We start from the raw sequence: 24,209 nt of genomic DNA on the forward strand, positions 1-24,209 counted from the left end.
CGCGGGTGTAGCTCAGTTGGTTAGAGTGCCGGCCTGTCACGCCGGAGGTCGCGGGTTCGAGCCCCGTCACTCGCGCCACTTGGGAAAGATGCTGGTAATCCAGCGACTTGAGGTAGTCTGAAAACCTCACATACATTGCTGCGCGGGTGTAGCTCAGTTGGTTAGAGTGCCGGCCTGTCACGCCGGAGGTCGCGGGTTCGAGCCCCGTCACTCGCGCCACTTCCTTCAGGGAAGTGGAAAGCAATGAACGAAAAAGGCCGGGTCGACGCCCGGCCTTTTCTTTTGCCAGCAGCACATGACCGCAAATGTAAACGCCGGGGAATCATCCCCAGCGCCCGGTCTCCATCCAAATTAAGAACCGTTTCAGCGGCAAGATCCAGATCACCCCCAGCGCGAGGTAGATCGGCGCCTGGAGCAGCACATGCCATCCCCCGATCACCGGCGGCAGGTATCGCGCGATCAGCAGACCGTAGACGCACAGGGCGAAGAGCAGGCCGAGCACCCCGATGGGGATTCGCCAGGTCGGGGTCTCGCGCAAGTCAGATCTCTCCCTCGTAGATGCGCGTAGGCGTCACGATGGCGTCGAGAATACGGTCGTGCGGCTCCACGGGCAGACTGTCGGCCAACTGGCAGTCCCAGGCAAGGCCGATGGCGGGAACGTCGGGATTGGCTTCCAGCCAGCGGTCGTAGTGACCGCCGCCCTGGCCGAGCCTATGCCCTTCCGCCGTGAAGGCGATCAGCGGCACCACGACGATCGCGGGCACCACGGGTTTTGCATCCGCAAGCGGCTGGAGTGCGCCCCAGGGGCCGATCGTGAGCTGTTCCTCGTCGAAGGGATTGCCCCATTCACGGAATTCCATGGCGCTGTCCTTCGCGGCGAACCAGGGGAGCGCAATGCGGCGGTCGTGCTCGGACAGCCAGCGGGCCCAGCCGAAGGCAGGCGCTTCATCGCCGACGGGCGCGTAGAGGCCGATCGTCAGGCCTTCGGGCATCATCTCCGCCACGGGGGCGGGTGGCCGGTTGAGCACGAGGGCGCGCATGCCTTGCGGCAGCGAAGCGACGTGCTCCGCACGCGCGGCCCGGTGCATCTTGCGCAGAACGCTTTTTTCGGATGGCGGCGAGAGAGGAGGCGACGAATCCACCGTGGGTCCCATTCCTGCAGAATCTGGTCAGGGCCGCGACAATAGCACCGAAGGTCGTTCGCGGCATGTCGGAATTCCGGCACTGCTCATGCCGGAAAGATAAAGGCCGGAAGAATCCTTCCGGCCTGGAATGTGGGTGACGGGCCCACCATGGGTCGTTTGCTCGAGAAATCCTCTGACGCCTCGACGTCAGGTGGGGACCATGTGCGTCGGACCACGGTCCGGGCAGGGACAGCCCCCATTGGATTGCTTATAGCCTCAGGGATGTTCTAACGGCTCGTGCCGGGCAGTTCCCGTCACCCCCTAGTTAGGCATTCGGAGCGGGCTGCTCAAGGAGGTCGGCAAGATTTTCGACATGATCGGCGATCCGCGCGAGTACCTCGACCAGAACCGGGGGAATGACTTCGACGGGCTCTGCCGGGGCGGGGGCAGGCGCAGGAGCTGCTGGAACCGGTTGGGACTCGCGCTGGCGCAACTCGTGCAGTTCATCCGCCAGCATGAGCGAGGCGAACAGCAGCATGCGCGGCTCGGTCTGGCCGACGACCCCGGCCTGGGCGAGCTTCTCATCGATCATCTGCGCGAGCTGGGTGACGTGGGCTTCCTCGCCGTCCGCGCAGGCGAGCATGAATTCGCGCCCGCCGATCGTCAGGGTGACATTGGCCATCGTTTCAGGATTTCCCTTGGGCAAGGAGGGCGTCGATCTCGCCGAGCGCGTCCTCGACGGTGCCGCGCAGGCGCTCGTGGCGTTCCTGAAGATCGCGGCTCTGCAATACCGCGCGTTCCAGCCGGGCGAGGGCCGCTCTTATTCTGTCGACTGCCTGCTCGGTCGCGGCCTCGTTGGTCACCTTGTCCATCGCCGTTTCGCTACCGTGAAATGACCAAAAGGCAATCAATCGAGGCGCCTTGTTCACAGGGCTTTCGATCAGACGAGCGGAATGTGCCACCATGCGAAGGACGTCCATATGTACAAGCCCCGATATATGCAGCAGGCCAATCACCCTTAGGCGAACTTGACGGGAGACGGCCTCGCCCTAAAGGGGGTCGGCAAGTTCGAATCGTCCCATTCCTTCCGTTTCCGGAGCTTTCACGATGACCCTTGCTGCTGACCGTCTCGCGCCGATGGCCAACGCCATCCGGGCGCTGTCGATGGACGCTGTCCAGGCGGCCAACAGCGGCCACCCCGGCATGCCCATGGGCATGGCCGACGTCGCCACCGTTCTGTTCTCGAAGTTTCTCAAGTTCGATCCCGCACAGCCCAAGTGGGCCGACCGCGACCGCTTCGTGCTGTCCGCCGGGCATGGCTCGATGCTGATCTATTCGCTGCTCCACCTGACCGGCTACGCCAGCCCGACGATGGACGACATCCGCAACTTCCGCCAGCTTGGCTCGGTCTGCGCCGGTCACCCCGAAAACTTCCTGATCGAAGGCATCGAGTGCACCACCGGCCCGCTCGGCCAGGGTCTGGCCATGGCGGTCGGCATGGCGATGGCGGAGCGCCAGCTCAACGCCACCTTCGGCGACGATCTGGTCGATCACAAGACCTGGGTGATCGCCGGCGACGGCTGCCTGATGGAAGGCATCAACCACGAAGCCATCGGCCTGGCCGGCACGCTGAAGCTCGGCCGCCTGAAGGTGCTGTGGGACGACAACAAGATCACCATCGACGGCGACACCTCGCTTTCGACCAGCGAAGACATTCCCGCGCGCTACCGCGCTTCGGGCTGGGCCGTGTTCGAGTGCGACGGTCATGACTTCGCCGACATCGAACGCGCGCTGGCCGAGGCCGCCGCTTCGGACAAGCCCACGCTCGTCGCCTGCAAGACCGTGATCGGCAAGGGCGCCCCCAACAAGCAGGGTGGCCACGACGTCCACGGCGCCGCGCTGGGCGAAGCCGAAGTGGCCGCCGCGCGCGAGTATCTGGGCTGGACCTCGGCTCCGTTCGAAGTGCCTGCCGAAATCCTCGCAGACTGGCGCTCGCTCGGTGAAAAGGGCGCCGCTGCCCATGCCGAATGGTTCGCCCGCCTGGCCGCATCGGACAAGGGCGAGGAATTCGGCCGCCGCATGGCCGGCGAGCTGCCGGAAACGGACGCGATCCGCGCCAAGCTGGCCGAGTGGCTGGAAGGCGACTCCACCGTCGCCACCCGCAAGGCTTCGGAAAACTGGCTGAACGTGCTGGCGCCCGCGATTCCCGAGATGATCGGCGGCTCGGCCGACCTCACCGGCTCGAACAACACCAAGGCCAAGTGCCAGGAACCGTTCATGCCCGACAACTACGGCGGCCGCTACGTCTACTACGGCATCCGCGAATTCGGCATGGCTGCAGCTCTCAACGGCATGGCGCTGCACGGCGGCGTGATCCCCTACGGCGGCACCTTCCTGATCTTCTCCGATTACTGCCGCAACGCGATCCGCCTTTCGGCGCTCCAGCAGACCCGCGCCATCTACGTGCTGACCCATGATTCGATCGGCCTTGGCGAAGACGGCCCGACCCACCAGCCGGTCGAGCATATCATGTCGATGCGCCTGATCCCGAACCTCTACGTGTTCCGTCCGGCCGACGTGATCGAGACGGCGGAGTGCTGGAACATCGCCCTCGAATCCGAGGACACGCCTTCGGTCCTGGCGCTGACCCGCCAGAACCTGCCCCAGCTGCGCAAGACCGGCGACATGCTCTCGGCCCGCGGCGCCTACACGCTTCGCCATGCCCAGGCCGAGCGCAAGGTGATCCTGATCGCCACCGGCTCGGAAGTTGAATTGGCCGTGAGGGTGAAGGACGAACTGGAAGCGCAGGGCATCGGTGCCGACGTCGTCTCCATGCCGTGCATGGAACTCTTCGCCGCCCAGGACGAAGCCTACCAGCATGAAATCCTGCCCCATGATGCGTCGATCCTGAAAGTTTCGATCGAAGCCGGAACCACCATGGGTTGGGAGCGCTACACCGCACAGAGCCGCAATGGCGGCCTGAACATCGGTCTCGACCGCTTCGGCGCCTCGGCCCCGGCCAAGGACCTGTTCGCGCGCTTCGGCTTCTCGGTCGAAGCTATCGTTCCGAAGATTCTCAACAAGCTCAGCGTTTAAAGAGGAGAATATTGCAATGGCGACCAAGGTTGCGATCAACGGTTTCGGGCGTATCGGGCGCAATGTCGCTCGCGCCATTCTCGAACGCACGGACCATGACCTCGAGCTGGTTTCGATCAACGACCTTGCCGACGCCAAGGCCAATGCTCTCCTGTTCAAGCGCGACAGCGTCCACGGCACCTTCGAAGGCACCGTGGAAGTCGACGGCACCGACCTCGTCATCAACGGTAAGCGCATCCATGTGACGGCCGAGCGCGATCCCGCGAACCTGCCGCACGCCGCCCAGGGTGTGGACATCGTGCTCGAATGCACCGGTTTCTTCACAAACAAGGAATCGGCCTCCAAGCACATCGACGCGGGTGCCAAGCGCGTCCTCGTCTCGGCGCCTGCCAAGGGCGTGGATCTCACGGTCGTCTACGGCGTGAACCACAAGGAACTGACCGCCGATCACGTCGTCGTGTCGAACGCCTCGTGCACGACCAACTGCCTGGCGCCCTTCGCCAAGGTCCTGCACGAGAAGATCGGTATCGAGCGCGGTCTGATGACCACGATCCACTCGTATACCAACGACCAGAAGATCCTCGACCAGATCCACAGCGATCCGCGCCGCGCCCGCGCCGCCGCGATGAACATGATCCCCACCAGCACCGGCGCTGCGGTGGCCGTGGGCCTCGTTCTCCCGGACCTCAAGGGCAAGCTCGACGGTTCGTCGATCCGCGTGCCGACCCCGAACGTCTCGGTCGTCGACCTGACCTTCGTGCCGAAGCGCGACACCACTGCCGAGGAAGTCAACGCGCTGCTCAAAGAAGCGGCCGAGGGCGAACTCAAGGGCGTGCTCGGTTACACCGAGGAACCGCTGGTCTCGATCGACTTCAACCACGACGCCCATTCGTCGACCATCGACAGCCTCGAAACCGCCGTGCTGGAAGGCAAGCTGGTTCGCGTCCTGTCGTGGTACGACAACGAGTGGGGCTTCTCCAACCGCATGGTCGACACGGCCGGCGTGATGGCGAAGTTCCTCTGATGCGCCTGCTCTGAGGACTTGATGGAGGCGGGCCAGCTCATCGGCATCGCGCGGCGTAAGCGGTCGCGCGCACCGATGGAAGAATTGCAGTCCGCCGCCGTAACCGTGGCCGCGGGAGTCCAGGGGGACTTTCGCGGCGCGGTGCGTCCGGGACGCGTGCCTCGCCGCCAGGTCTCGCTGCTCGCAGCCGAGGATTGGCTGGCGGCCCTGTACGATCTGCGACTGGCGGAAGGCGAGCGGCCGCGCTGGCTTGCGCGCCGCGCGAACCTTCTGGTCGAAGGGCTGCGCCTCCCGCGCGACAAGGGCAGCGTGATCGCGATCGGGCAGAGCTTGCGGATCGCGGTAACCATGGAATGCGACCCATGCAGCCGCATGGATGAAGTAGTACCCGGGCTCATGGCCGCCCTCCTGCCGGACTGGCGGGGCGGCGTGCTGGGCACGGTACTGACGGACGGCGCGATTGCCGTCGGCGACGAGATAAGGATCGAGCAATGAGCGCTTTCAAGACCCTGGACGATCTGGGTGACGTGACGGGCAAGGTTGCGCTGGTGCGCGTGGACCTCAACCTGCCGATGAACGATGGGCAGGTCACCGACGATACCCGCATCCGCGCCGCCGCGCCGACCGTGCTGGAACTCGCGGAGAAGGGCGCCAAGGTCCTCCTGCTCGCCCATTTCGGCCGCCCGAAGGGCGAGCGCGTCTCCACCCAGTCGCTGTCGATGGTCGTCGGCGCCGTCGAAAAGGTACTCGGCAAGGAAGTCATGTTCGTGCCCGAGATCGCCGGTGACGTAGTCGGGCAGTCGGTCGGCATCCTGCGCGCGGGCGACATCGCGATCCTCGAGAACACCCGCTTCTGGAAGGGCGAGGAAAAGAACGACCCCGAGCTGGTGAAGGCCGTCGCCGCCAACGCCGACTTCTACGTCAACGACGCTTTCTCCGCCGCCCACCGCGCCCACGCGACGACCGAAGGTTTGGCCCATGTGCTTCCGGCCTATGCGGGGCGTTCGATGCAGGCCGAACTCGAAGCGCTCGACAAGGCGCTCGGCACCCCGGAAAAGCCAGTCGCGGCGGTTGTCGGCGGCGCCAAGGTTTCCTCCAAGCTGGACGTGCTCAAGCACCTCGTGACCCAGGTCGATCACCTGATCATTGGTGGCGGCATGGCCAATACCTTCCTCGCCGCCAAGGGCGTGGACGTAGGCAAGTCGCTCTGCGAGCACGATCTCACCGGAACGGCGAACGAAATCCTCGAAACGGCCGACCAGGCGGGCTGCACCGTGCACCTGCCTTACGAAGTGGTGGTCTCGAAGGAATTCGCCGCCAATCCGCCGAGCCTGCGGACCTGCAACGTCCATGAAGTGGCGGCGGACGAGATGATCCTCGACGTCGGTCCGCTCGCGGTGGAAGCTCTGAGCGACGTGCTCAAGACCTGCCGCACGCTCGTGTGGAACGGCCCGCTCGGTGCTTTCGAAACGGTTCCCTTCGATGCGGCAACGGTCGCTCTCGCCAGGACGGCAGCGGCACTGACGCGCGAAGGATCGCTCGTCTCGGTGGCCGGCGGCGGCGACACCGTGGCAGCGCTCAACCATGCCGGCGTGGCGAACGACTTCTCGTACATCTCGACGGCGGGCGGCGCCTTCCTCGAATGGATGGAAGGCAAGGAACTTCCCGGCGTGGCCGCGCTTTCGGCCTGAGTATTTATCTCCGTCGTCGTCCCGGACCTGATCCGGGACCGCTGGCCATGAACAACCAACTTTGCGTCGAAGCTCTTTAACGCAACGGCGCGCCTGAAGAACTGTCAGCGGTCTCGGATCAGGTCCGGTGACGACGGTGGGAAGATGTCCGTCAGGAACGGACGAGAGGAAGATGTTCACCAAGACTGCCCACCCACCCTGGCATGGCCGTTATGTGACGCTTGACGGCATGCGCGGGATCGCCGCGATGGCGGTCGCGTTGTTCCACTTCAACATCTCCCAGGCGCCGCATGGCTATGTTGCGGTGGACTTCTTCTTCGCTCTTTCGGGTTTCGTGCTCTGCACCAGCTACCTGCCCCGCTGGCAGGCCGGGATGCGCGCCGGGGACTTCATGACGAAGCGCCTGGTACGCCTTTATCCGCTATTCCTCGTCGGCATCGCGCTAACCACGACGGTGGGCCTGGTACGCCACTACACCGGCAGCGATGCCTCCCTGAAGCTTTCCACGATCGCCGTCAGCACCGTGTTCAACGCGCTGATGCTGCCATCGCCGCTCACGGGCACGCTGTTTCCGCTCAACGTGCCGGCCTGGTCGTTGTTCTACGAACTTATCGCCAATCTCGTGATGATCGCGGCGCTGTTCCGGCTTCCGCGTCTTGCGCTTGTGGCGGTCTGCATCGCATCGGCCTGGTGGTTCGCCCCAGCGGTAGTGGACAACGGTTCCGGCAATATCGGCGCGATCTGGAGCGAGTGGTCTCTTGCCTTGGCGCGGACGCTCTACTCCTTTTGCGCGGGCATGCTCATCGCCAAAATGCGCCAACCTGCGCACCGGCCGGCGACGCTTGGCGGTCTCATCTGCCTGGCCGCCATCGCCGCGATGCTCCTGGCCGACCCGCAGTGGATCGGCGTGGCTTACTACGACCTGGCCTGCACGCTGGTGCTCTCGCCGCTGCTCGTGTGGTTCGGCTCGCGCGTCGAACCCTCGCGGAAGCTGGCGCCTGCCGCCTGGTTCGTGGGCGAGGTTTCCTTCGCGCTCTATGCCGTGCACTGGGCGCTGATAGAGCCCATGCGCTACTTCAAAGACGATCTGCAGTACGACGAAGTGCTGATGGCTTTCGTCTTTCTCGGTGCCTGCCTTGCCACCGCATGGTTCTGCGTGCGTTGGATAGACGTGCCCGCCCGCACCCTGATGTCCGACATGCTGCGCCGCCGAAAGGAGGCGCGTCTCTTCGCCGGAACGGATCGCTCAACGGACGGATAGCCTTTTGCCGCAGTTGCGAAACGGAGCCTCGAAGAATAAGCCCGTTTCACGATTGCTAACCCAATCCAGGAGGAGAAAAACCATGGAATTTACAGAGATGACGGCCAAGATGGCCGGCGGCAACGGCTTCATCGCCGCGCTCGATCAGAGCGGCGGTTCGACCCCGAAGGCGCTCAAGGGCTACGGCATCGAGGAAGGCGCCTGGTCGACCGAGGAAGAGATGTTCGGTCTCATCCACCAGATGCGCGCCCGCATCATCGCTTCGCCGGCCTTCACCGGTGACAAGGTGATCGGCGCGATCCTGTTCGAGCGAACCATGGATGGCGAAGTCGCCGGCGTGCCCACTCCGCAGGCGCTGATCGCCAAGGGCGTGGTTCCCTTCATCAAGATCGACAAGGGCCTCGAAGACGAAGCCGATGGCGTGCAGCTGATGAAGCCGATGCCGACGCTCGACGCCCTGCTGGAACGGTCGAAGGCGCTTGGGGTCTACGGCACCAAGGAGCGCTCGGTCATCCACTCGGCCAATGCCGAGGGCATCGCCGCCGTCGTCAAGCAGCAGTTCGAGATCGGCCGGCAGGTTCTCTCGCACGGCATGATGCCGATCATCGAGCCCGAAGTGAACATCAAGAGCGAGACGCGGGCCGCCTGCGACGAGCTTCTCCTCGCGGAGATCCTCAAGAACCTCGACGCGCTGCCGGAAGGTACGCGGGTCATGCTCAAGCTCTCGCTGCCGATCGTGCCGGGAACTTTCGATCCGCTCGTCTCGCACCCCAAGGTGCTGCGCGTCGTCGCGCTTTCGGGCGGCTACGAGCGTCCCGAGGCCTGCGTCGAACTGGCGAAGAACAAGGGCATCATCGCCAGCTTCAGCCGCGCGCTGCTCCAGGACCTGCGCGCGCAGATGAGCGATGCCGAGTTCGATGCCGCGCTCGGCGACGCGATCGACGAGATCTACAAGGGCTCGACCGAAAAGGCAGGCGCTGCTGCGGCTGCCTGATCCGCAGTTTGCAGCTTTTCGCTTCAAGGAGAGGGCGGTGCCGCGAGGCGCCGCCCTCTCTCGTTTCTCAGAGGCCGCCCATGAAGCGGAAGCCGAACTGATAGGCCAGGGGCGCAGGCTTCTTGCCGCCGACGGGGTGGGGCAAAGCGTCGAGCAGATCGAGCTGACCGTCTGCGACTTGCACGGGCTGGCCCAGCGTCATGTCGATCTCGCGGGGGCCGGAGCCCAGGCCCACGCGGACCCGCACGCGCAAGCGTCCGGCCCAGACGCATTGGGTTCCTTCGGCGCAGCGGCTGTCTTCCAGCAGGGCCAGAGGCGTTATCTCCGGCCCATCGACGGAGATGGTCTCGCCGATGCGGGTATAGGCCAGAGGCGGGCCGTCGTAGGGGGCGGGTGGAGGTGATGGCGCTGGCGATTGCGGCGTGTAGAAATCCGTCGGTGGTGGGCCTTCAGGCTGCGGTTGCGGCGACAGAGTGCGGGGATCGGGGCCGCGCACGTCAGGTTCTGGCGGGAGCGGCGCCTCCACCGGCCGGGAAGGTGCTCCACCCGGGGCTTCGGGAATGATCCGGCAGGCGGAAAGCGCGACGAGGGCGGTTACGAGCGAAAGGGCGGTCGATAAGGCGCGTCGTCTCATGATCCTCACTCTGCTTTTGGTCTGCTGGCGAAAGGAGCGCAGCGCGCCTGAACCTCGTCCTAACTATCGCCTCCGCACCGAGGAGAAAGCCTTTTCCTCGTTTGCGGCATTTCCGGGCCGCCAGGTGATTTCACCAAGGCGGAAAATGCTCTAGGGCGTCGGCCATGGACGATATCGAACGCGAACCGACGCAGCTTTACCTGATCTCGCCGCTGGACGTGGCCGGCGCCTTTCCCGAACGCCTGGCGCGCGCGCTCGATGCGGCGCCGGTCGCGGCGTTCCAGTTCCGGGTCAAGGACCTCGACCAGCATGAGGCCGCACGCCTGGCCGAGCCCTTGCAAAAGATCTGCGGAGACCGAGGCACGGCCTTTATCGTCAACGATTCGATCAGCCTTGCGAAGCGTCTCGGCGCCGACGGCGTGCACATCGGCCAGGAAGACGGCACGGTAGAGGAAGCCCGCAAGGCACTGGGCCGCGAGGCGCAGATCGGCGTGACCTGTCACGACAGCCGCCACCTGGCGATGGACGCGGGCGAGGCCGGCGCAGACTACGTCGCCTTCGGCGCCTTCTTCCCGACGACCACCAAACAGGTGAAGCACACGGCGGGGCTGGACCTGCTCGAATGGTGGCAGGCGATCTTCGAAATCCCCTGCGTCGCCATCGGCGGGATCACGCCGGAGAATTGCGGTTCGCTTGTCGCGGCAGGCGCGGACTTCCTTGCGGTGTCGGGCGCCGTCTGGAACGGCGACGAGGTGGCGGCGATCAAGGCCTTCCACGAGGCGATGGCTGCTGTGCAGGGTTGATGGCTACGGCGGACTGCTGCGGGAAATCCACAAGCTTTCCCGCCGTGATCCACCAACCTTCCACAAGCGCTCCACGCGATCTGAACAGCTTATCCACAGGGTTGTCCAGGTGCACCGATCGGTGCAGACACGGTTGATGGACCTCGATCGCTACTTCGCCCGTATCGGCCTTTCGGCGGCGCCTGCGCTTTCGCCTGACGGACTGGCCACTCTCCAAGGCGCGCATCGGCGTGCGATCGGTTTCGAAAACCTCGCGATCCCGCTGGGCGAGGGAATCTGCATCGACAGCAAAAGCGTATTCGAGAAGCTCGTGTTGCGCGGGCGCGGGGGCTATTGCTTCGAGCAGAACCGCCTGTTTTCCGATGTCCTATCCACCTTGGGACTGGTCAACCGGCCGTTGCTGGCGCGCGTGCTGCTGGGGCTGGCGGAGGGCGTCGTGCCGCCCCGCACCCATACCCTGCTCTTGGTCAATCTCGGAGGGGCGGCCTGGATTGCCGATGCCGGGTTCGGCGGCTCCTACGTCCCGCCGCTCCCGCTGGAAGACGGCGCCCAGGTCCAGACCGGCGACGGGGCCTGGCACCGTCTGCTGCGCAGTGGGGAGCGGGGGTCGCTCGGCGGCGAATGGCGGTTGGAGCGGGCGGGGCCGGCAAGCGCCACCGACGGCCGCGCGGCGCCGCATGGAGACTGGCAGGCGCAGTACGTGTTCGATCTTGGCGAAGTGGTGCCGGACGATCTGGAGATGAGCAACCATTGGACTGCGACGCGGGCCGGAACGCGGTTCACGAGCTTTTGCGTGGCCAGCGTGGTGCTGGAAGACGGCTTCGCTTCGCTCAGCGATCGTCAGTTCACGCGCAGCTGCACCGGCGTCAGCGAGTTTCGGCAGATCGAGTCCGCCGCCGAATATGCCAGTCTGCTCAGTGAGACGTTCGGCATCGCGCTGAGCGAGGATGAGGCTGCAAGGCTGCCGATTTTCCGCTGATCGTCTGCGTATTGCGACCTCGCCCTTACGAGCGAAATCTACGCACGAATGGAGAGGGGGGTATGGAAGGTGTGGGCCGGAAGTGACAGAGCGGCAAGCCTAAGCGACCAGCCTCAACAACCGACCTGAGCTGCCCTTACTTCTCCCGAAGCCTCGGCATCAGTTCCACGAAGTTGCAGGGCCGGTTGCGGCTGTCGAGCTGCTCGGCGAGGATACCGTCCCAGCCGTCCTTCACCGCGCCGTTCGAGCCGGGCAGGGCGAAGATGTAGGTACCGCGCGCAACGGCGGCACAAGCGCGGGACTGGACCGTCGACGTGCCGATGGTCCTGTAGGAAAGCCAGCGGAACAGTTCGCCGAAGCCTGGAATGTCGCGCTCCTTCACCCGGTCGATCGCCTCCGGCGTGACGTCGCGCCCCGTCAGGCCCGTGCCGCCGGTGGAGACGATCGCATCAACATGGGGATCGTCGATCCAGGCGTTCAGCCGCGCCGCGATCACCTCGGCATCGTCGCGCTCGATCGCGCGGTCGGCCAGCTTGTGACCGGCATCGAGTACGCGTTGGACGAGAATGTCGCCCGAGGTATCGTTCTCCGGTCCCCGGGTGTCGGAAACGGTCAGGACGGCAATCTGGATCGGCTTGAAGACACGCTCAAGATCAATGGCCACGCAATATCGCTCCGTTCGCGGACATGCGAACGGCCTGCGAACCGGAAAGTCCCGGGAACGTCGGCCACATGTCCTGCACGAGCGCCATGCGGCTTTCGGACTGACCGCCGGCCTGCCGCTCGTACATCCAGTAGTTGCGCAGCACTATGTTCACGTAGCCGCGCGTTTCCCAGTAGGGCAGCGATTCGATCCACAGCAGCGGATCGCCCTGGCAGTTCACTTCGGTATTCCAGCGCCGCACCGGCAGCGGCCCGGCGTTGTAGGCGGCCATGACCTTGGGCAGCAGGCCCTGGGTGCCGGGATCGCTCCGCAGCGTTTCGAGATGGCGCTGGCCGAAGGCGAGGTTCACTTCCGGCTTGTTGAGATCGGAGGCATTGCCGTTGTAGCCGAGCGAGCCGGCATGGTCGCGGGCCGCGGCGGGCATGATCTGCATCAGGCCGCGCGCCCCGGCCGGGCTGACGACGCTTGTCTGGAAGATCGATTCCTGGAGGGCATGGGCGTAGACCAGCGCCGGATCGACTCTCCAGCCGCCGACCGGCGTCCACTTCGGTGTCGGGAAGCGGCTTGCGGGCTCGGGCTTGCCACCGAAGGGCGCGTTGTAGGCCATCCACAGCTGGGTCGAAGGCAGGCCGAGATCGCGGGCGAGGCGCGTGATCGAGGCGTACTGGTCGGGCGTGCCGATCCGGGCCTGGTGGCGCAGCACTTCGTCGGCAAGGCTGTCCTTGCCGATTTCGGCCAGTTCCACGGCGGTGCGAACATTGGTGTTGCCGCGCAGCACCTGCCAGTCGTTCTGGGTGAAGTCGGCGGCGGCATGCTGCTCGGGCAGCTTCATGCCGAGCTGCTCGGCGGCGAGCATGCCGTAGAGCGTCTCGTCCCGCGCGGCGGCGAGGCGTAGCGCCGCCGAGGCGTGTTCGGGCTTGCGGCAGCGGATCAGGGCGCGACTGCGCCAGTAATGCGCGGCGCTGGTCAGTTCGGCGTTCTCGGAAGATTTGGCGGTCCTGTCGAAAGCATCCGCCGCGCCGTCGCAGTCGCCCAGGCGCCAGGCCGCGAGACCGGCCGTCCACCAGGCCTCGCCCACCCAGGGGCCGGTCCCCATCGCGGCAAGTTGCGCCATCTGATAGGCCTGCGCGTCCTGGTTCTCGATATAGAAGCTCCAGGCCACCTTCTGGCGCCATTCGGCCCGCGACGAGGGGCTGAGCCCGGCGTCGATGCCGTCAAGCAGCACCCGCGCACCCGTGGGATCGTCGGCCTTGATCCGGTCGTTGATGCCGCTGGCGATCATCGCCGGCATGGAGCCGTCGTCGATCGAGGAAGGCCGGACGCGCTTCACCATCGTCGGCAGGCGGGCGAACTGCTGCTCGGCGGGAAGCGAAGGAACGCTGACCGCGCCGCGCTTCAACGCAAGGCGGCTGATCTGGTCGGCGCCCGGCAGCTCGGTGCCCTGCGCCAGCCACGACTGCAGCGCGGGAAGCTCGATCTTGGGCGAGCCCGCCGCAAGGTAATAAGCCGCGCGCAGCTGCTGGTGGAGCGGCCCGTCCGCCCGGTCCGAGAGCATGCGCTGCACGGTGGACCAGTCCTTGGAATCGACCGCGTCGAACGCCTGCTTGTAATAGGTGCGGTCGTCCTGGCTCAGCAGCGAGGGAACCGCCGTATTGTCCGCGCGCGAGCGGAAGTATTCCACGGCGGCGCTGTTGGCGAAAGCCGGGCTTACGCCTGCGGCGGATAGGACGGCGAGAACGGCAAGGGCGGCGCTGACGCGACCTGCTTCCTTGCGGTTTCTCTCCCTGCCGGATCGTTTCAAATTCATTCCCCGCATGGTGCGACCGCTTGCCGTCGAAGATCGCCCGTTCAGGACGTCCAAGCCTTCGGCACGGTTAATTTCTTGTGTCCGTTTCAGACTTTGTCCACTCCAGCCAGGCGTTCCAGAAGCTCGCCTTCGCGCGCGGTTGTTGCATCAGCGCGGCGAGACCCCACCCGGCCAGAAGCGGTATAACATGTCCTTCATGCTGAAATTGTCTTAAAACGGCAGCGCGTTGCGGCAATTCGTGGCCGATGAGCGACAGGACGTTTCCGCCGAGCACCACGAGCCGCTCCGGCGAGACAAGGTTAACGTGACGCACGAGCGCATCGCCCAGGCCCCGACTCTCCGCACCGCGCCAATCGGGCAGGGGGTCATGACGGGGCAGGGCACTGGCGATATAGACATCCTCGCGCCGGGTACCGAAGGCGCCGAGCATGGCATCGAGCAGCTTGCCCTGCGGGCCGGTCAGCAGGTCATCCCGATCCTGCGGCTCGGGAGTTTCGACCACGATCATCAGCGCGGCTCCGGCTTCGCCGCGCGGGGCGATGCGGCCGGCCGGGCCGCTGTCGTCGAGCAGCGATTCGCGCAGCCACCAGTCGCGGAAGGCGGGAAGGTCGGCGGGCAGCAGGGCTGGGTCGATGCGCGTGGGCATCGGGGGGGGCGCCTCTACCTCCACCGGCGGCCGGCGGCGCGGCGGCAGGCGCTCGCCGTTCTCGTCCTGCTCGTCGGCGGGCACGATCCATTGGCGGGGCGCGTCGAGGAAGTCGAAATCGACTCCCGCCTCGCGCCACCAGTTCAGCGCACCTGTGATATCGTCCAGAATTTGCCGATTTGGAACCTGATCCATCGGCGGGGTCTTGACCTCTTGCCTTCCACCAATCAAGGCAATTCGAAGAAATTAATCGAGCGACTAAATTAGGGGCCGGCTCAGTGGACACCATGATTGAACGCGAAGAGATGCCGTACGACGTTGTCGTCGTGGGCGGCGGGCCTGCGGGACTGGCCACGGCGATCCGGCTGAAACAGGTCGATCCGGAGCTTTCCGTCTGCGTGCTGGAAAAGGGCTCGGAGATCGGCGCACACATTCTTTCGGGCGCGACGATCGATCCCAAGGCGCTCGACGAACTGCTGCCGAGCTGGCGCGAGGACGGCTGCCCGTTGGCCGAGACGCCGGTGACGGACAACTGGCACTGGCACCTCACCAGGAAGAAGAAGTTCGCGCTGCCGCATCTGGTGATGCCGCCGTTCATGTCGAACGACGGCAACTACACCGGTTCGCTGGGCAACCTGTGCCGCTGGCTGGCCGAACAGGCCGAGGCGCTGGAGATCGAGATCTTTCCGGGCTTCCCGGCCGCCGAGATCCTCTACGACGAGGCAGGCGCGGTCATCGGCGTGCAGACCGGCGACATGGGCATCGATCGCGAGGGCAATCCCAAGGGCGACTTCCAGCCGGGCATGAACCTGCTCGGCAAGTATACCGTGTTCTGCGAAGGGGCGCGCGGCCACCTGACCAAGCGGCTCAAGGCCAGGTATGATCTGGAGGCCGAGTGCCAGCCGCAGATCTATGGCCTCGGCATCAAGGAACTCTGGGACGTTCCGGCCGACAAGCACGTCCCCGGCCGGGTGATCCACACTCAGGGCTGGCCGATGAGCGAAACCGACAGCTGGGGGGGCGGCTTCCTCTACCACCAGGCCAACAACCAGGTGGCGCTCGGCTTCGTGACCGCGCTCGATTACAAGAACCCTTACGTCTATCCCTTCGAGGAATTCCAGCGTTGGAAGCAGCACCCGGAGATCCGCGCGATCCTGGAAGGCGGCAAGCGCGTCGCCTATGGTGCGCGCGTGATCAACGAGGGCGGCTGGCAGTCGGTGCCGATGCTCGCCTTCCCCGGCGGCGTTCTGGCGGGCTGCTCGGCCGGTTTTGTCAACGTGCCGCGCATCAAGGGCACGCATACCGCGATGAAGAGCGGCATGCTGGCGGCCGAGGCCATCGCTTCGGCAATCAAGGCCGGACGCGAGCAGGATACGCTGGGCGAATACGATACCGCCGTGCGGGAAAGCTGGATGGCCAAGGAACTGAAGCTGGTCCAGAACGCCGAGCCGATGGTCGCCAAGTGGGGCGGCGAGATCGGCACGGTTCTGGCGGGCGCCGACATGTGGCTGCGCACGCTGTTCGGCTTCGGCCTTGCCAAGCCGATGAAGCATCACACCGATGCCTCGACGCTCCAGCGGGCCGACCTCTACCAGCCGATCGCCTATCCCAAGCCCGACGGCGTGATCAGCTTCGACCGCCTGACCAGCGTGTCCTACTCCTTCACCAACCACGAGGAAGACCAGCCGGTCCATCTGAAGCTCAAGGATGCCGCCGTTCCGACCGCGATCAACCTGCCGCTCTATGCCGGGCCGGAAGCGCGTTATTGCCCGGCGGGTGTCTACGAATTCGTCGATCCCGACGGTTCGGGCATGAAGCTTCAGATCAACGCGCAGAACTGCGTCCACTGCAAGACCTGCGACATCAAGGATCCGACGCAGAATATCGAATGGGTCACGCCGGAAGGCGGCGGCGGACCGAACTATCCGAACATGTGAACGGCTGAAGCTGGCGCCGTCCCGGACTCGATCCGGGACCGCTGGCCGAGCCGCGCCTTGCTCGCCATGTCGTGCCTGAAGGATTGCCAGTGGTTCCGGATCGATTCCGGGACGACGTCATGGCCTTACCCAAGGTTGCTGGCGCTATCGCCTTGCCTCTCCGCTCGCGCCGCGCCATGGACGGAGCGATGATTTCCGAAACCGCCTATGCCAAGATCAACCTCGCGCTTCACGTCAGAAGGCGTCGCGAGGACGGCTATCATGAGCTGGAAACCCTGTTCGCCTTCGTCGATGCCGGGGACCAGCTGACGGCCACTCCGGCCGAAGCGGATCGCCTGACCACCCACGGCGAGTTTGCCGCGAAGATCGACGATCCTTTCGGCAATATCGTCGCCAAGGCGCTGACGGCGCTTCCGCGCGGGAAGGGCTGGGCGGTCGATCTCGAAAAACGCCTGCCGGTGGCCGCCGGTCTCGGCGGCGGCTCGGCCGATGCCGGCGCGGTGTTCCGCATGGTCGAGCGTGCGCACGGCCTTCCCGACGATTGGCATGACCGCGCCGCGCGGCTGGGCGCCGATGTGCCGGCCTGTGTGCTCTCGCGGCCCTGCATCGGCACCGGCACCGGCACCGATCTCGCGGAAGTGGCCCAAAACGATCTCGAAGGATGCCCGGTGCTGCTGGTCAACCCCCGCTTGGCGGTGCCGACCGGGCCGGTGTTCAAAGCCTGGGACCAGCGCGATCGCGGCCCCATGCCGACCGGAACATTGCGGGACATCGCGCTGGCGGGACGCAACGACCTGGAGGCTCCGGCCATCGCCATCTGCCCCGTCATCGCCGATGTGCTTGCGGCGCTGCGGGCGACAGCGCCGTTCCTGGCCCGTATGTCCGGCTCCGGAGCGACGTGCTTCGCGCTTTACGAGAGTCAGGAAGCCTTAAGCCTTGCTGCGGCAAGTATCGCGGCGAAGTACCCTGCGTGGTGGCAATTATCCGGGAAACTGCGTTGACGACCGCTGTAACGACCCCTTCCGCGACGAAGACCGAACTTTACAGGTTGCTCGGCACGCCGGTGAAGGGCGGCGTTCTGGTCATCGCGGACCACGCCTCGAACCATGTGCCGGAAGGGATCGATCTTGGCATCCCCGCCGAGTTGATGAACCAGCACATCGCCATCGACATCGGCGTGGCGGAAGTGGCGGAACGCATGATGGCGCCGGGCACTGCGGCGTGGCTCGCGGGGATCAGCCGTCTCGTCTGCGATCTCAATCGCGACGTCGGCATGCCCGGCATGTTCCCCCAGGTTTCGGACGGCTATGCGATACCGGGGAACCGGATTGGCGACGAAGGCCGGGCAGCGCGCGTGGCGGAATATTTTCATCCCTACCACGCCGCGCTCGAAAGCTTGCTGGCAGAAACGACGCCCGCGCTGATCGTCTCGCTCCACAGCTTCACGCCGGGTCTTGCGACCTGCGACAAGCCGCGTCCGTGGGAAATCGGCATTCTCTACAACAAGGACGAACGCGCCGCGCGCATCGCCATACCGCTGCTGGAAGCGGAAGGGCTGACCGTAGGCGATCAGGAGCCTTACTCCGGCCGCGTTCTCAACGCGTCGATGAACCGGCACGCCGAACAGCATGACCGAGCCTACCTCAGCATCGAGATCCGACAGGACCAGATCGCGGATGCTGCCGGCCAGGCGCTCTGGGCCGATCGGCTGACCAGGCTGTGCCGCGCCGTAGTTTCCAAGCTGGACTGATTTTTCAGCCGACCGGTTCGGTTTGCGCATGATCATAAAAGTGAAAAGCGCATTTCTGGAAATTTTATACCTCGCAAAAGCCGCATTCTTGGCGTAGGGGCGCGACGAGGCGACGCTCGCGCAGCGCCGCGCCCATGACAAATCCCGGAGTTCGCACAATGCCCGCCTATCGTTCACGCACTTCCACCCACGGCCGCAACATGGCGGGCGCGCGTGGCCTCTGGCGCGCGACGGGCATGAAGGATGCGGACTTCGGCAAGCCGATCATCGCCGTGGTGAACTCGTTCACGCAGTTCGTGCCCGGCCACGTCCACCTCAAGGATCTGGGCCAGATGGTCGCCCGAGAGATCGAGGCGGCCGGCGGCGTTGCCAAGGAATTCAACACCATCGCGGTGGATGACGGCATCGCCATGGGTCATGACGGCATGCTCTATTCGCTGCCCAGCCGCGACCTGATCGCGGACAGCGTGGAATACATGATCAACGCCCACTGCGCCGATGCCATGGTCTGCATCTCCAACTGCGACAAGATCACCCCCGGCATGCTGATGGCCGCCATGCGCATCAACATTCCCGTCGTCTTCGTCTCGGGCGGGCCGATGGAAGCGGGCAAGGTGGTGCTGCGCGGCAAGGAACAGGCGCTCGACCTGGTCGACGCCATGGTCGCCGCCGCCGACGAGAGCTACACCGACGAGGAAGTCCAGGCGATCGAGCGTTCGGCCTGCCCGACTTGCGGTTCGTGCTCGGGCATGTTCACCGCCAATTCGATGAACTGCCTCACCGAAGCCCTGGGCCTCTCGCTGCCGGGCAACGGCTCCACCCTGGCGACGCACTCCGACCGCCAGCGCCTTTTCCTGGAAGCGGGCCGTCTGGTGGTGGACCTCTGCCGCCGCTACTACGAGCAGGAGGACGAGAGCGTCCTGCCGCGCTCCATCGCCAGCTTCGGCGCGTTCGAGAACGCCATGAGCCTGGACATCGCCATGGGTGGTTCGACCAACACCGTGCTGCATCTGCTGGCCGCCGCCGTCGAGGCCGGGGTGGACTTCACCATGGAGGACATCGATCGCCTCAGCCGCAAGGTGCCGTGCCTGTCCAAGGTCGCGCCGGCGAAGAACGACGTGCACATGGAGGACGTCCACCGCGCCGGCGGCATCATGGCGATCCTCGGCCAACTCGACCGGGCGGGCCTGCTGCATACCGACCTGCCGACCGTTCATGCGCGCACCCTGGGCGACGCGCTGAACCATTGGGACATCTCGCGGACCAACGCGCCTTCGGTGCAGGAATTCTTCAAGGCCGCGCCGGGCGGCGTGCCGACGCAGACCGCGTTCAGCCAGAGCCGCCGCTGGGAGGAGCTCGACCTCGACCGCGAGAACGGCGTCATCCGCAGCAAGGAACATGCGTTCAGCCAGGATGGCGGCCTTGCCGTGCTCTACGGCAATATCGCGCTGGACGGCTGCATCGTGAAGACGGCGGGCGTGGATGACAGCATCCTCAAGTTCACCGGCACAGCGCGCGTCTACGAATCGCAGGATGCAGCGGTTGCGGGCATTCTCGGCGGACAGGTCGGCGCCGGTGACGTCGTGGTTATCCGCTACGAAGGACCTCGCGGTGGGCCCGGCATGCAGGAAATGCTCTATCCCACCAGCTACCTCAAGTCGAAGGGCCTGGGCAAGGCTTGCGCGCTGCTGACCGATGGACGTTTCTCGGGCGGCACTTCGGGTCTTTCGATCGGCCATGCCTCGCCGGAAGCGGCCGAAGGCGGCGCGATCGGTCTGGTCGAGAACGGCGACACGATCGAGATCGACATCCCCGGCCGCACCATCAACCTGATGGTCTCGGACGAAGTGCTGGCTCACCGCCGCGCACAGCAGGAGGCGCGCGGCGCCGATGCCTGGTCACCGGTCCACCCGCGCCCGCGCAAGGTGTCGGCAGCGCTCCAGGCCTATGCGGCGATGACCACCAGCGCCGCCAAGGGCGCGGTGCGTGACGTGACCCAGCTCAGGCGCCGCTAAGCAGCCGGATATTCGTCGTCCCGGATCAGGTCCGGCACGACGGTGTCCCATTTTGGCTTGCCTTGCACTTGGCGTTGGCGCCGGGCTCAAGCCGCCTGTAGCAGGGCGCATGGCCACAAAACTTCTCATCGTCCTGCCGCTCGCCCTAGCCGCGGCCGCCTGTTCGTCCGACAACGCGGTGCCGGAGCGGGCGGAGGGCGGCGAACACATTGATTGCGCCGTGGCCGGTTCGGCACAGCTCAAGCCGGTCTGCGCCGTGGAGAGGGTAGAGGCCGAGGGCCGGCTCGAACTCGTGGTCCATCACCCTGACGGTGCGTTTCGCCGGTTCTCCGTGATGACCGACGGCAGCGGGCTGGTGGCTGCCGATGGCGCCCAGGCGGCGATAACAAGGCTGGACGGAGACCGGCTCGACGTTACCCTTGGGGCGGACCGTTATGTGTTCCCCGCCAGGAGGAAGCCCGATGCCCGAGAGCCCAAGCCCGCACGATAATCAGATCCTCACTGCCGCGCAGATGCGGGGTGCGGAAGAGGATTTGATCGCGGCGGGCTCGTCGGTCGATGCCTTGATGCAGCTTGCAGGAAGCGGCGCGGCGGAGTGGATCTGGCGGCTTTGTGCCGGGGGCAAGGTCACGGTGCTCTGCGGGCCCGGCAACAATGGCGGCGACGGCTACGTCCTAGCAGAATGGATCCGCGCGCGAGGGGGCCATGTCACGGTTATCGCGGCGGGCGATCCGAAGACGGATGCGGCGCGCAGCGCGCGAGAACGATATCAAGGGCCGGTCTCAGGGCCGGAGAGCGCCGATTTCTCCGGCGGTCAGGTCTTTGTCGACTGCCTGTTCGGCAGCGGCCTCGCTCGCCCGCTCTCGGCCGAACACGTCTCGCTCCTCATCCGGCTTGCCGAGGCGCATCGGCAGCGCGTCGCGGTGGATCTGCCGAGCGGCGTGCAGTCCGATACGGGCATGGTGCTGAACGAAGTGCTGCCAGCCTACGATCTGACCATTGCTCTGGGCGCCTGGAAATATGCGCATTTCCTGATGCCGGCCTCGGCAAAGATGGGAACCTTGCGGCTGGTGCCGATCGGCGTCGGTGCCGTGGAGGGCGCAGCATATGCCGTCACCCGGCCTCGGCTCTCGCTGCCCGCTGCCGACAGCCACAAGTATCGGCGCGGATTGCTGGCGGTGGTAGGCGGGGCAATGCCGGGAGCGGCGGTTCTGGCCGGCCTTGCCGCGCAAGGGGCGGGCGCGGGTTACGTCAAGCTCTTCGCCGACAGCAAGCGCAACGTGCCCGCCGATCTCGTGGTGGATCAGGGCGCGCTCAGCGAGGTGCTGACGGACGATCGCAATACGGCGGTGCTGGTCGGGCCGGGACTGGGCCGCGATTCCGTTGCGAGGGAGCGACTGGCGATCGCCCTGGCCGATGCGGCTCCGGTCGTCATCGATGCCGATGGCCTTGTCCTGCTCGGCCCGCGTCTTCTGGCGGAGCGAAAGGCGCCGACCCTGGTGACGCCGCACGATGGAGAGCTGCTGGCGCTGGAACGCGCGTTCGGATGCGGCGGCAGCGGGAGCAAGCCGGATCGTGCCCTGGCGCTTGCCAAGGCGGGCGCCATGGTCGTCGTGGCGAAAGGGCCCGACACGGTGATCGCTGCGCCCGATGGTCGTCTGGGCTGCGCGCCGCGCGCCACGCCATGGCTTTCCACGGCGGGGACCGGCGATGTCCTTGCCGGCTGTATCGCCAGCCGGCTCGCCACCGGCGCCGACGGATTTGCCGCCGCCTGCGAGGGCGTGTGGCTCCATGGCGAGGCGGCGCGGCGCTGTTCGCCTGCCTTTACCGCCGGCGAGCTTGGACAAATGGTGCCGGCTGCGCTAGCGGCCTGCCTGTGACTACCGGAACCGAAGAAATCCTGAGAATCGCCTCCAAGGGCGACGGCGTAACTGCGAGCGGCCGCTTCGCCTGGGGCGCTGCGCCGGGCGACCTCCTGCACGAGGACGGTACGCTCGAATGGGGGCCGCACCATGTGCAGTCGGCCTGCACGCATTTCGGCCGTTGCGGCGGCTGTCAGCTTCAGCAGCTCGACGAGGAGAGCCTGACGGCTTTCGTGGAAGGCCGCGTGGCCAATGCCTCGGCTTCGCAGGAGCTTGGGGCGGAAACGATAACGCCGCCGTACCTCTCGCCGCCGGGCGCACGCCGGCGGGTGTCGCTGCGCGCGGAGAGTTCGGGCGGCCGCGTGGTCATCGGTTTTCGCGAGGCGAAGTCGCACCGGCTGGTCGAGCTGGCGGAATGCCCGGTGATGGCGCCGGAACTGTTCGCGGTGCTGAACCCGCTGCGTAAGCTGCTGATCACCATGGGCAAGGCCGCGCCCGCGAAGAAGGGCGGCCGCCCCGGCAAGTCGAACAAGCACCAGCAGGCGCGCATGGCCGCCGATATCGAAATGACGCTCACCGACCAGGGCGTGGACCTGGGCGTGAAGGGCCTCACCGCCGAGGGTCTTGCGGCGACCGAGGCCATGCTGGATTTTGCGCGCGAACATGGCCTCGCCCGTCTGACGATGGACGGCGGCTACGGCTTCGAAACGGTGTGGGAGCCGGTGCCGGTGACGATCACTCTCGGCGGCGTCCAGGTGCCTTTTCCGCCCGGCTCGTTCCTTCAGGCCACGCGCGACGGCGAGGAAGCCCTCGTGGAAGCGGCTCGCGGTTGGTTGCACGGTGCGGCCACCGTGGCGGACCTGTTTTCCGGCCTGGGCACTTTCGCGCTGGCTCTGGCCGGGCCGCAGACCCGCCTGTTCGCCGCCGAAGCGGCGCGCGACACGCATCTGGCCTGCAAGGCCGGCGCCGACCGGGCGCAGTTACCCGTGTTCTGCGCGCACCGCGACTTGTTCCGCAATCCGCTCCAGCCCGACGAACTGAGCAAGTTCGACGCCGTCCTGCTCGACCCGCCGCGCGCCGGCGCGCGCGAGCAGGTGGAGTGCATCGCCAATTCCTCGGTGAGCCGCGTCGTCTACATCTCGTGCAATCCGTCGAGCTGGTCGCGCGATGCGGCCCGCCTGGTGGAAGCGGGCTTCAGGCTGGTGGAGCTGCGACCCGTCGGCCAGTTCCGCTGGTCCACGCATGTGGAACTGGCGAGCTACTTCGAGCGCGATTGACGCTCCAGGGCGAGAGGATCAGCCCGCGTCCTGCGCCTTGGCCATCATGTCCATGAAGTCACGCGCGGCCTCGCGGTCGTCCTCGTCCTCAAAAGCGATGTCGAGATCCGGCGACGCGTTGAAGAGGTAGAGCAGCGACCACAGGGCGAAGCGGCGATTGCGATCCTCCTCCATGCCGAAATCGACACGCATTCGCTCGATGCCGGCCTCCAGCGCGGAGGGCGCGATCGTCGAAAGGTCGTCGGTGCCGAAATAGCGGCGGAACTGATCGTCTAAGTCCATCTGGCAGCGCTAGAGCATTTTCCTCTTCGGTGGAATTGTGAAGGCGCAAAAATGCACGGACGGAGCGGGTGTGCGTCAGGATCCCTTGTCGCGTTCCGCCAGCTGGGCCGCGACAAGCTGGTAGATGACGAGCGCCCATAGGCTGCCGATCATGCCTACGAAGAACGTGGACCAACTCAGGCCCCAGTCAGTGTCGAGCAGATTGTCAGCCAGCGCCGCCAGAGTGAGCAGCACGAGCAGGGTTTCCAGCACCACAAAACCCCACCGCATCGAAGAGACCGAATGTGACATGGGATGGCTGCTCATGCTTTCCCTCTCGCCCGGATTTATCGCCTTTCGTGCAAGAATAGTACAAGAAGCTCG

General features: G+C 65.8%; 25 protein-coding genes and 2 tRNA genes. 17 read left to right on the top strand and 10 right to left on the bottom strand.

The genetic code is table 11. The annotated features are described in order from the left end of the window. The first annotated feature begins 1 nt into the window (after position 1). Together L284_RS46210 and L284_RS46215 are read left to right on the top strand one after the other, a co-directional pair. A tRNA-Asp gene (locus tag L284_RS46210) sits at positions 2-78 on the top strand. 64 nt (positions 79-142) lie between these two features. After that, positions 143-219: transfer RNA gene (locus L284_RS46215), tRNA-Asp, on the top strand. A 103-nt stretch (positions 220-322) separates the two neighbouring features. Here L284_RS46215 and L284_RS46220 read toward each other — a convergent pair. From L284_RS46220 to L284_RS46235, 4 genes are all read right to left on the bottom strand, one after another. Then, positions 323-538 carry a DUF2842 domain-containing protein gene (locus L284_RS46220; protein ID WP_021236248.1) on the bottom strand — a complete coding sequence of 72 codons (216 nt, stop codon included), beginning with the start codon at positions 536-538 and terminating at the stop codon, positions 323-325. Between the two features lies 1 nt (position 539). Beyond that, the gene (locus tag L284_RS46225; RefSeq protein ID WP_235054618.1) at positions 540-1,088 is read right to left on the bottom strand and encodes a 5-formyltetrahydrofolate cyclo-ligase; all 549 of its coding nucleotides are present in this window, start codon (positions 1,086-1,088) and stop codon (positions 540-542) included. Between the two features lie 361 nt (positions 1,089-1,449). Further along, positions 1,450-1,806, bottom strand: coding sequence for a cell division protein ZapA (locus L284_RS46230; protein ID WP_021236250.1), 357 nt, complete (start codon positions 1,804-1,806; stop codon positions 1,450-1,452). Positions 1,807-1,810: 4 nt separating this feature from the next. Beyond that, positions 1,811-2,089, bottom strand: coding sequence for a hypothetical protein (locus L284_RS46235; protein WP_152524793.1), 279 nt, complete (start codon positions 2,087-2,089; stop codon positions 1,811-1,813). A gap of 142 nt (positions 2,090-2,231) precedes the next feature. Here L284_RS46235 and tkt point away from each other — a divergent pair, with 142 nt between their 5' ends. The 6 genes from tkt (at position 2,232) to L284_RS46265 (ending at position 9,190) form a co-directional block, all read left to right on the top strand. Then, a complete protein-coding gene (gene tkt / locus L284_RS46240) occupies positions 2,232-4,220 on the top strand; it encodes a transketolase (protein WP_021236252.1) in 1,989 nt (662 codons plus the stop codon). A 16-nt stretch (positions 4,221-4,236) separates the two neighbouring features. After that, positions 4,237-5,244: a type I glyceraldehyde-3-phosphate dehydrogenase gene (gene gap / locus L284_RS46245; protein WP_021236253.1), complete on the top strand. Its 1,008-nt coding sequence runs from the start codon at positions 4,237-4,239 to the stop codon at positions 5,242-5,244. 75 nt (positions 5,245-5,319) lie between these two features. Then, entirely contained in the window at positions 5,320-5,739 is a 420-nt protein-coding gene (locus L284_RS46250) for an MOSC domain-containing protein (protein WP_031343298.1), read from the top strand. Beyond that, positions 5,736-6,935 (top strand): phosphoglycerate kinase, encoded by a 1,200-nt coding sequence (locus tag L284_RS46255; RefSeq protein WP_021236255.1) that lies wholly within the window; start codon positions 5,736-5,738, stop codon positions 6,933-6,935. The genes L284_RS46250 and L284_RS46255 overlap by 4 nt, the downstream gene beginning before the upstream one ends. A 172-nt stretch (positions 6,936-7,107) precedes the next feature. After that, positions 7,108-8,196 (top strand): acyltransferase family protein, encoded by a 1,089-nt coding sequence (locus L284_RS46260; protein WP_021236256.1) that lies wholly within the window; start codon positions 7,108-7,110, stop codon positions 8,194-8,196. Positions 8,197-8,278: 82 nt separating this feature from the next. Next, complete coding sequence (locus tag L284_RS46265) at positions 8,279-9,190, top strand: fructose bisphosphate aldolase (protein ID WP_021236257.1); 912 nt, start codon at positions 8,279-8,281, stop codon at positions 9,188-9,190. A 67-nt stretch (positions 9,191-9,257) separates the two neighbouring features. Here L284_RS46265 and L284_RS46270 read toward each other — a convergent pair whose 3' ends face one another. After that, entirely contained in the window at positions 9,258-9,824 is a 567-nt protein-coding gene (locus tag L284_RS46270) for a hypothetical protein (protein WP_040714449.1), read from the bottom strand. A 164-nt stretch (positions 9,825-9,988) separates the two neighbouring features. On the opposite strand from L284_RS46270, the gene thiE reads away from it, so the two are divergent. Both thiE and L284_RS46280 read left to right on the top strand, forming a co-directional pair. Continuing rightward, positions 9,989-10,627 carry a thiamine phosphate synthase gene (gene thiE / locus L284_RS46275; RefSeq protein WP_021236259.1) on the top strand — a complete coding sequence of 213 codons (639 nt, stop codon included), beginning with the start codon at positions 9,989-9,991 and terminating at the stop codon, positions 10,625-10,627. A gap of 121 nt (positions 10,628-10,748) precedes the next feature. Further along, positions 10,749-11,606 carry an arylamine N-acetyltransferase family protein gene (locus tag L284_RS46280; protein WP_407635862.1) on the top strand — a complete coding sequence of 286 codons (858 nt, stop codon included), beginning with the start codon at positions 10,749-10,751 and terminating at the stop codon, positions 11,604-11,606. 136 nt (positions 11,607-11,742) lie between these two features. Here the strand turns inward: L284_RS46280 and moaB are convergent, their stop codons facing one another. The 3 genes from moaB to L284_RS46295 all read right to left on the bottom strand — a co-directional run bounded on the left by moaB (position 11,743) and on the right by L284_RS46295 (position 14,918). Further along, positions 11,743-12,270 carry a molybdenum cofactor biosynthesis protein B gene (moaB, locus tag L284_RS46285; RefSeq protein WP_021236261.1) on the bottom strand — a complete coding sequence of 176 codons (528 nt, stop codon included), beginning with the start codon at positions 12,268-12,270 and terminating at the stop codon, positions 11,743-11,745. Continuing rightward, complete coding sequence (locus L284_RS46290; protein WP_021236262.1) at positions 12,260-14,077, bottom strand: lytic transglycosylase domain-containing protein; 1,818 nt, start codon at positions 14,075-14,077, stop codon at positions 12,260-12,262. The genes moaB and L284_RS46290 overlap by 11 nt, the downstream gene beginning before the upstream one ends. A gap of 67 nt (positions 14,078-14,144) precedes the next feature. Next, on the bottom strand, positions 14,145-14,918 hold the full coding sequence (locus tag L284_RS46295; RefSeq protein ID WP_021236263.1) for a uracil-DNA glycosylase family protein: 774 nt from the start codon (positions 14,916-14,918) through the stop codon (positions 14,145-14,147). Between the two features lie 92 nt (positions 14,919-15,010). On the opposite strand from L284_RS46295, the gene L284_RS46300 reads away from it, so the two are divergent. The 7 genes from L284_RS46300 to L284_RS46330 all read left to right on the top strand — a co-directional run bounded on the left by L284_RS46300 (position 15,011) and on the right by L284_RS46330 (position 23,564). Beyond that, positions 15,011-16,660: an electron transfer flavoprotein-ubiquinone oxidoreductase gene (locus L284_RS46300; RefSeq protein WP_021236264.1), complete on the top strand. Its 1,650-nt coding sequence runs from the start codon at positions 15,011-15,013 to the stop codon at positions 16,658-16,660. A gap of 188 nt (positions 16,661-16,848) precedes the next feature. Beyond that, entirely contained in the window at positions 16,849-17,661 is an 813-nt protein-coding gene (locus L284_RS46305; RefSeq protein ID WP_031343305.1) for a 4-(cytidine 5'-diphospho)-2-C-methyl-D-erythritol kinase, read from the top strand. Beyond that, on the top strand, positions 17,658-18,410 hold the full coding sequence (locus tag L284_RS46310) for an N-formylglutamate amidohydrolase (protein ID WP_021236266.1): 753 nt from the start codon (positions 17,658-17,660) through the stop codon (positions 18,408-18,410). The genes L284_RS46305 and L284_RS46310 overlap by 4 nt, the downstream gene beginning before the upstream one ends. A 158-nt stretch (positions 18,411-18,568) precedes the next feature. Further along, positions 18,569-20,425, top strand: a complete 1,857-nt coding sequence (ilvD, locus tag L284_RS46315; RefSeq protein WP_021236267.1) for a dihydroxy-acid dehydratase — start codon at positions 18,569-18,571, stop codon at positions 20,423-20,425. Between the two features lie 109 nt (positions 20,426-20,534). Continuing rightward, positions 20,535-20,915: a hypothetical protein gene (locus L284_RS46320; RefSeq protein ID WP_021236268.1), complete on the top strand. Its 381-nt coding sequence runs from the start codon at positions 20,535-20,537 to the stop codon at positions 20,913-20,915. Beyond that, complete coding sequence (locus tag L284_RS46325) at positions 20,887-22,305, top strand: NAD(P)H-hydrate epimerase (protein ID WP_031343308.1); 1,419 nt, start codon at positions 20,887-20,889, stop codon at positions 22,303-22,305. Before L284_RS46320 ends, L284_RS46325 begins: the two co-directional genes overlap by 29 nt. Continuing rightward, positions 22,302-23,564, top strand: a complete 1,263-nt coding sequence (locus L284_RS46330; RefSeq protein ID WP_021236270.1) for a class I SAM-dependent RNA methyltransferase — start codon at positions 22,302-22,304, stop codon at positions 23,562-23,564. Before L284_RS46325 ends, L284_RS46330 begins: the two co-directional genes overlap by 4 nt. An 18-nt stretch (positions 23,565-23,582) precedes the next feature. Here L284_RS46330 and L284_RS46335 read toward each other — a convergent pair whose 3' ends face one another. Then, positions 23,583-23,846: a hypothetical protein gene (locus tag L284_RS46335; protein WP_021236271.1), complete on the bottom strand. Its 264-nt coding sequence runs from the start codon at positions 23,844-23,846 to the stop codon at positions 23,583-23,585. Positions 23,847-23,921: 75 nt separating this feature from the next. Beyond that, positions 23,922-24,152 (bottom strand): hypothetical protein, encoded by a 231-nt coding sequence (locus tag L284_RS46340; protein ID WP_152524795.1) that lies wholly within the window; start codon positions 24,150-24,152, stop codon positions 23,922-23,924. Positions 24,153-24,209: the final 57 nt, after the last annotated feature.

The organism is Novosphingobium lindaniclasticum LE124, from assembly GCF_000445125.1.
Lineage (GTDB): Bacteria > Pseudomonadota > Alphaproteobacteria > Sphingomonadales > Sphingomonadaceae > Novosphingobium > Novosphingobium lindaniclasticum.

Bases quoted from the DNA above. Each gene is read 5' to 3' on its own strand.
- L284_RS46230 (WP_021236250.1), bottom strand. From the start codon at position 1,806: ATGGCCAATGTCACCCTGACGATCGGCGGGCGCGAATTCATGCTCGCC.
- L284_RS46305 (WP_031343305.1), top strand. From the start codon at position 16,849: ATGATTTCCGAAACCGCCTATGCCAAGATCAACCTCGCGCTTCACGTC.
- ilvD (WP_021236267.1), top strand. From the start codon at position 18,569: ATGCCCGCCTATCGTTCACGCACTTCCACCCACGGCCGCAACATGGCG.
- L284_RS46265 (WP_021236257.1), top strand. From the start codon at position 8,279: ATGGAATTTACAGAGATGACGGCCAAGATGGCCGGCGGCAACGGCTTC.
- L284_RS46320 (WP_021236268.1), top strand. From the start codon at position 20,535: ATGGCCACAAAACTTCTCATCGTCCTGCCGCTCGCCCTAGCCGCGGCC.
- L284_RS46300 (WP_021236264.1), top strand. From the start codon at position 15,011: ATGATTGAACGCGAAGAGATGCCGTACGACGTTGTCGTCGTGGGCGGC.
- gap (WP_021236253.1), top strand. From the start codon at position 4,237: ATGGCGACCAAGGTTGCGATCAACGGTTTCGGGCGTATCGGGCGCAAT.
- L284_RS46340 (WP_152524795.1), bottom strand. From the start codon at position 24,152: ATGAGCAGCCATCCCATGTCACATTCGGTCTCTTCGATGCGGTGGGGT.
- tkt (WP_021236252.1), top strand. From the start codon at position 2,232: ATGACCCTTGCTGCTGACCGTCTCGCGCCGATGGCCAACGCCATCCGG.
- L284_RS46225 (WP_235054618.1), bottom strand. From the start codon at position 1,088: ATGCACCGGGCCGCGCGTGCGGAGCACGTCGCTTCGCTGCCGCAAGGC.
- L284_RS46325 (WP_031343308.1), top strand. From the start codon at position 20,887: ATGCCCGAGAGCCCAAGCCCGCACGATAATCAGATCCTCACTGCCGCG.
- L284_RS46295 (WP_021236263.1), bottom strand. From the start codon at position 14,918: ATGGATCAGGTTCCAAATCGGCAAATTCTGGACGATATCACAGGTGCG.
- L284_RS46335 (WP_021236271.1), bottom strand. From the start codon at position 23,846: ATGGACTTAGACGATCAGTTCCGCCGCTATTTCGGCACCGACGACCTT.
- L284_RS46250 (WP_031343298.1), top strand. From the start codon at position 5,320: ATGGAAGAATTGCAGTCCGCCGCCGTAACCGTGGCCGCGGGAGTCCAG.
- L284_RS46260 (WP_021236256.1), top strand. From the start codon at position 7,108: ATGTTCACCAAGACTGCCCACCCACCCTGGCATGGCCGTTATGTGACG.
- L284_RS46235 (WP_152524793.1), bottom strand. From the start codon at position 2,089: ATGGTGGCACATTCCGCTCGTCTGATCGAAAGCCCTGTGAACAAGGCG.
- L284_RS46270 (WP_040714449.1), bottom strand. From the start codon at position 9,824: ATGAGACGACGCGCCTTATCGACCGCCCTTTCGCTCGTAACCGCCCTC.
- L284_RS46255 (WP_021236255.1), top strand. From the start codon at position 5,736: ATGAGCGCTTTCAAGACCCTGGACGATCTGGGTGACGTGACGGGCAAG.
- thiE (WP_021236259.1), top strand. From the start codon at position 9,989: ATGGACGATATCGAACGCGAACCGACGCAGCTTTACCTGATCTCGCCG.
- L284_RS46290 (WP_021236262.1), bottom strand. From the start codon at position 14,077: ATGAATTTGAAACGATCCGGCAGGGAGAGAAACCGCAAGGAAGCAGGT.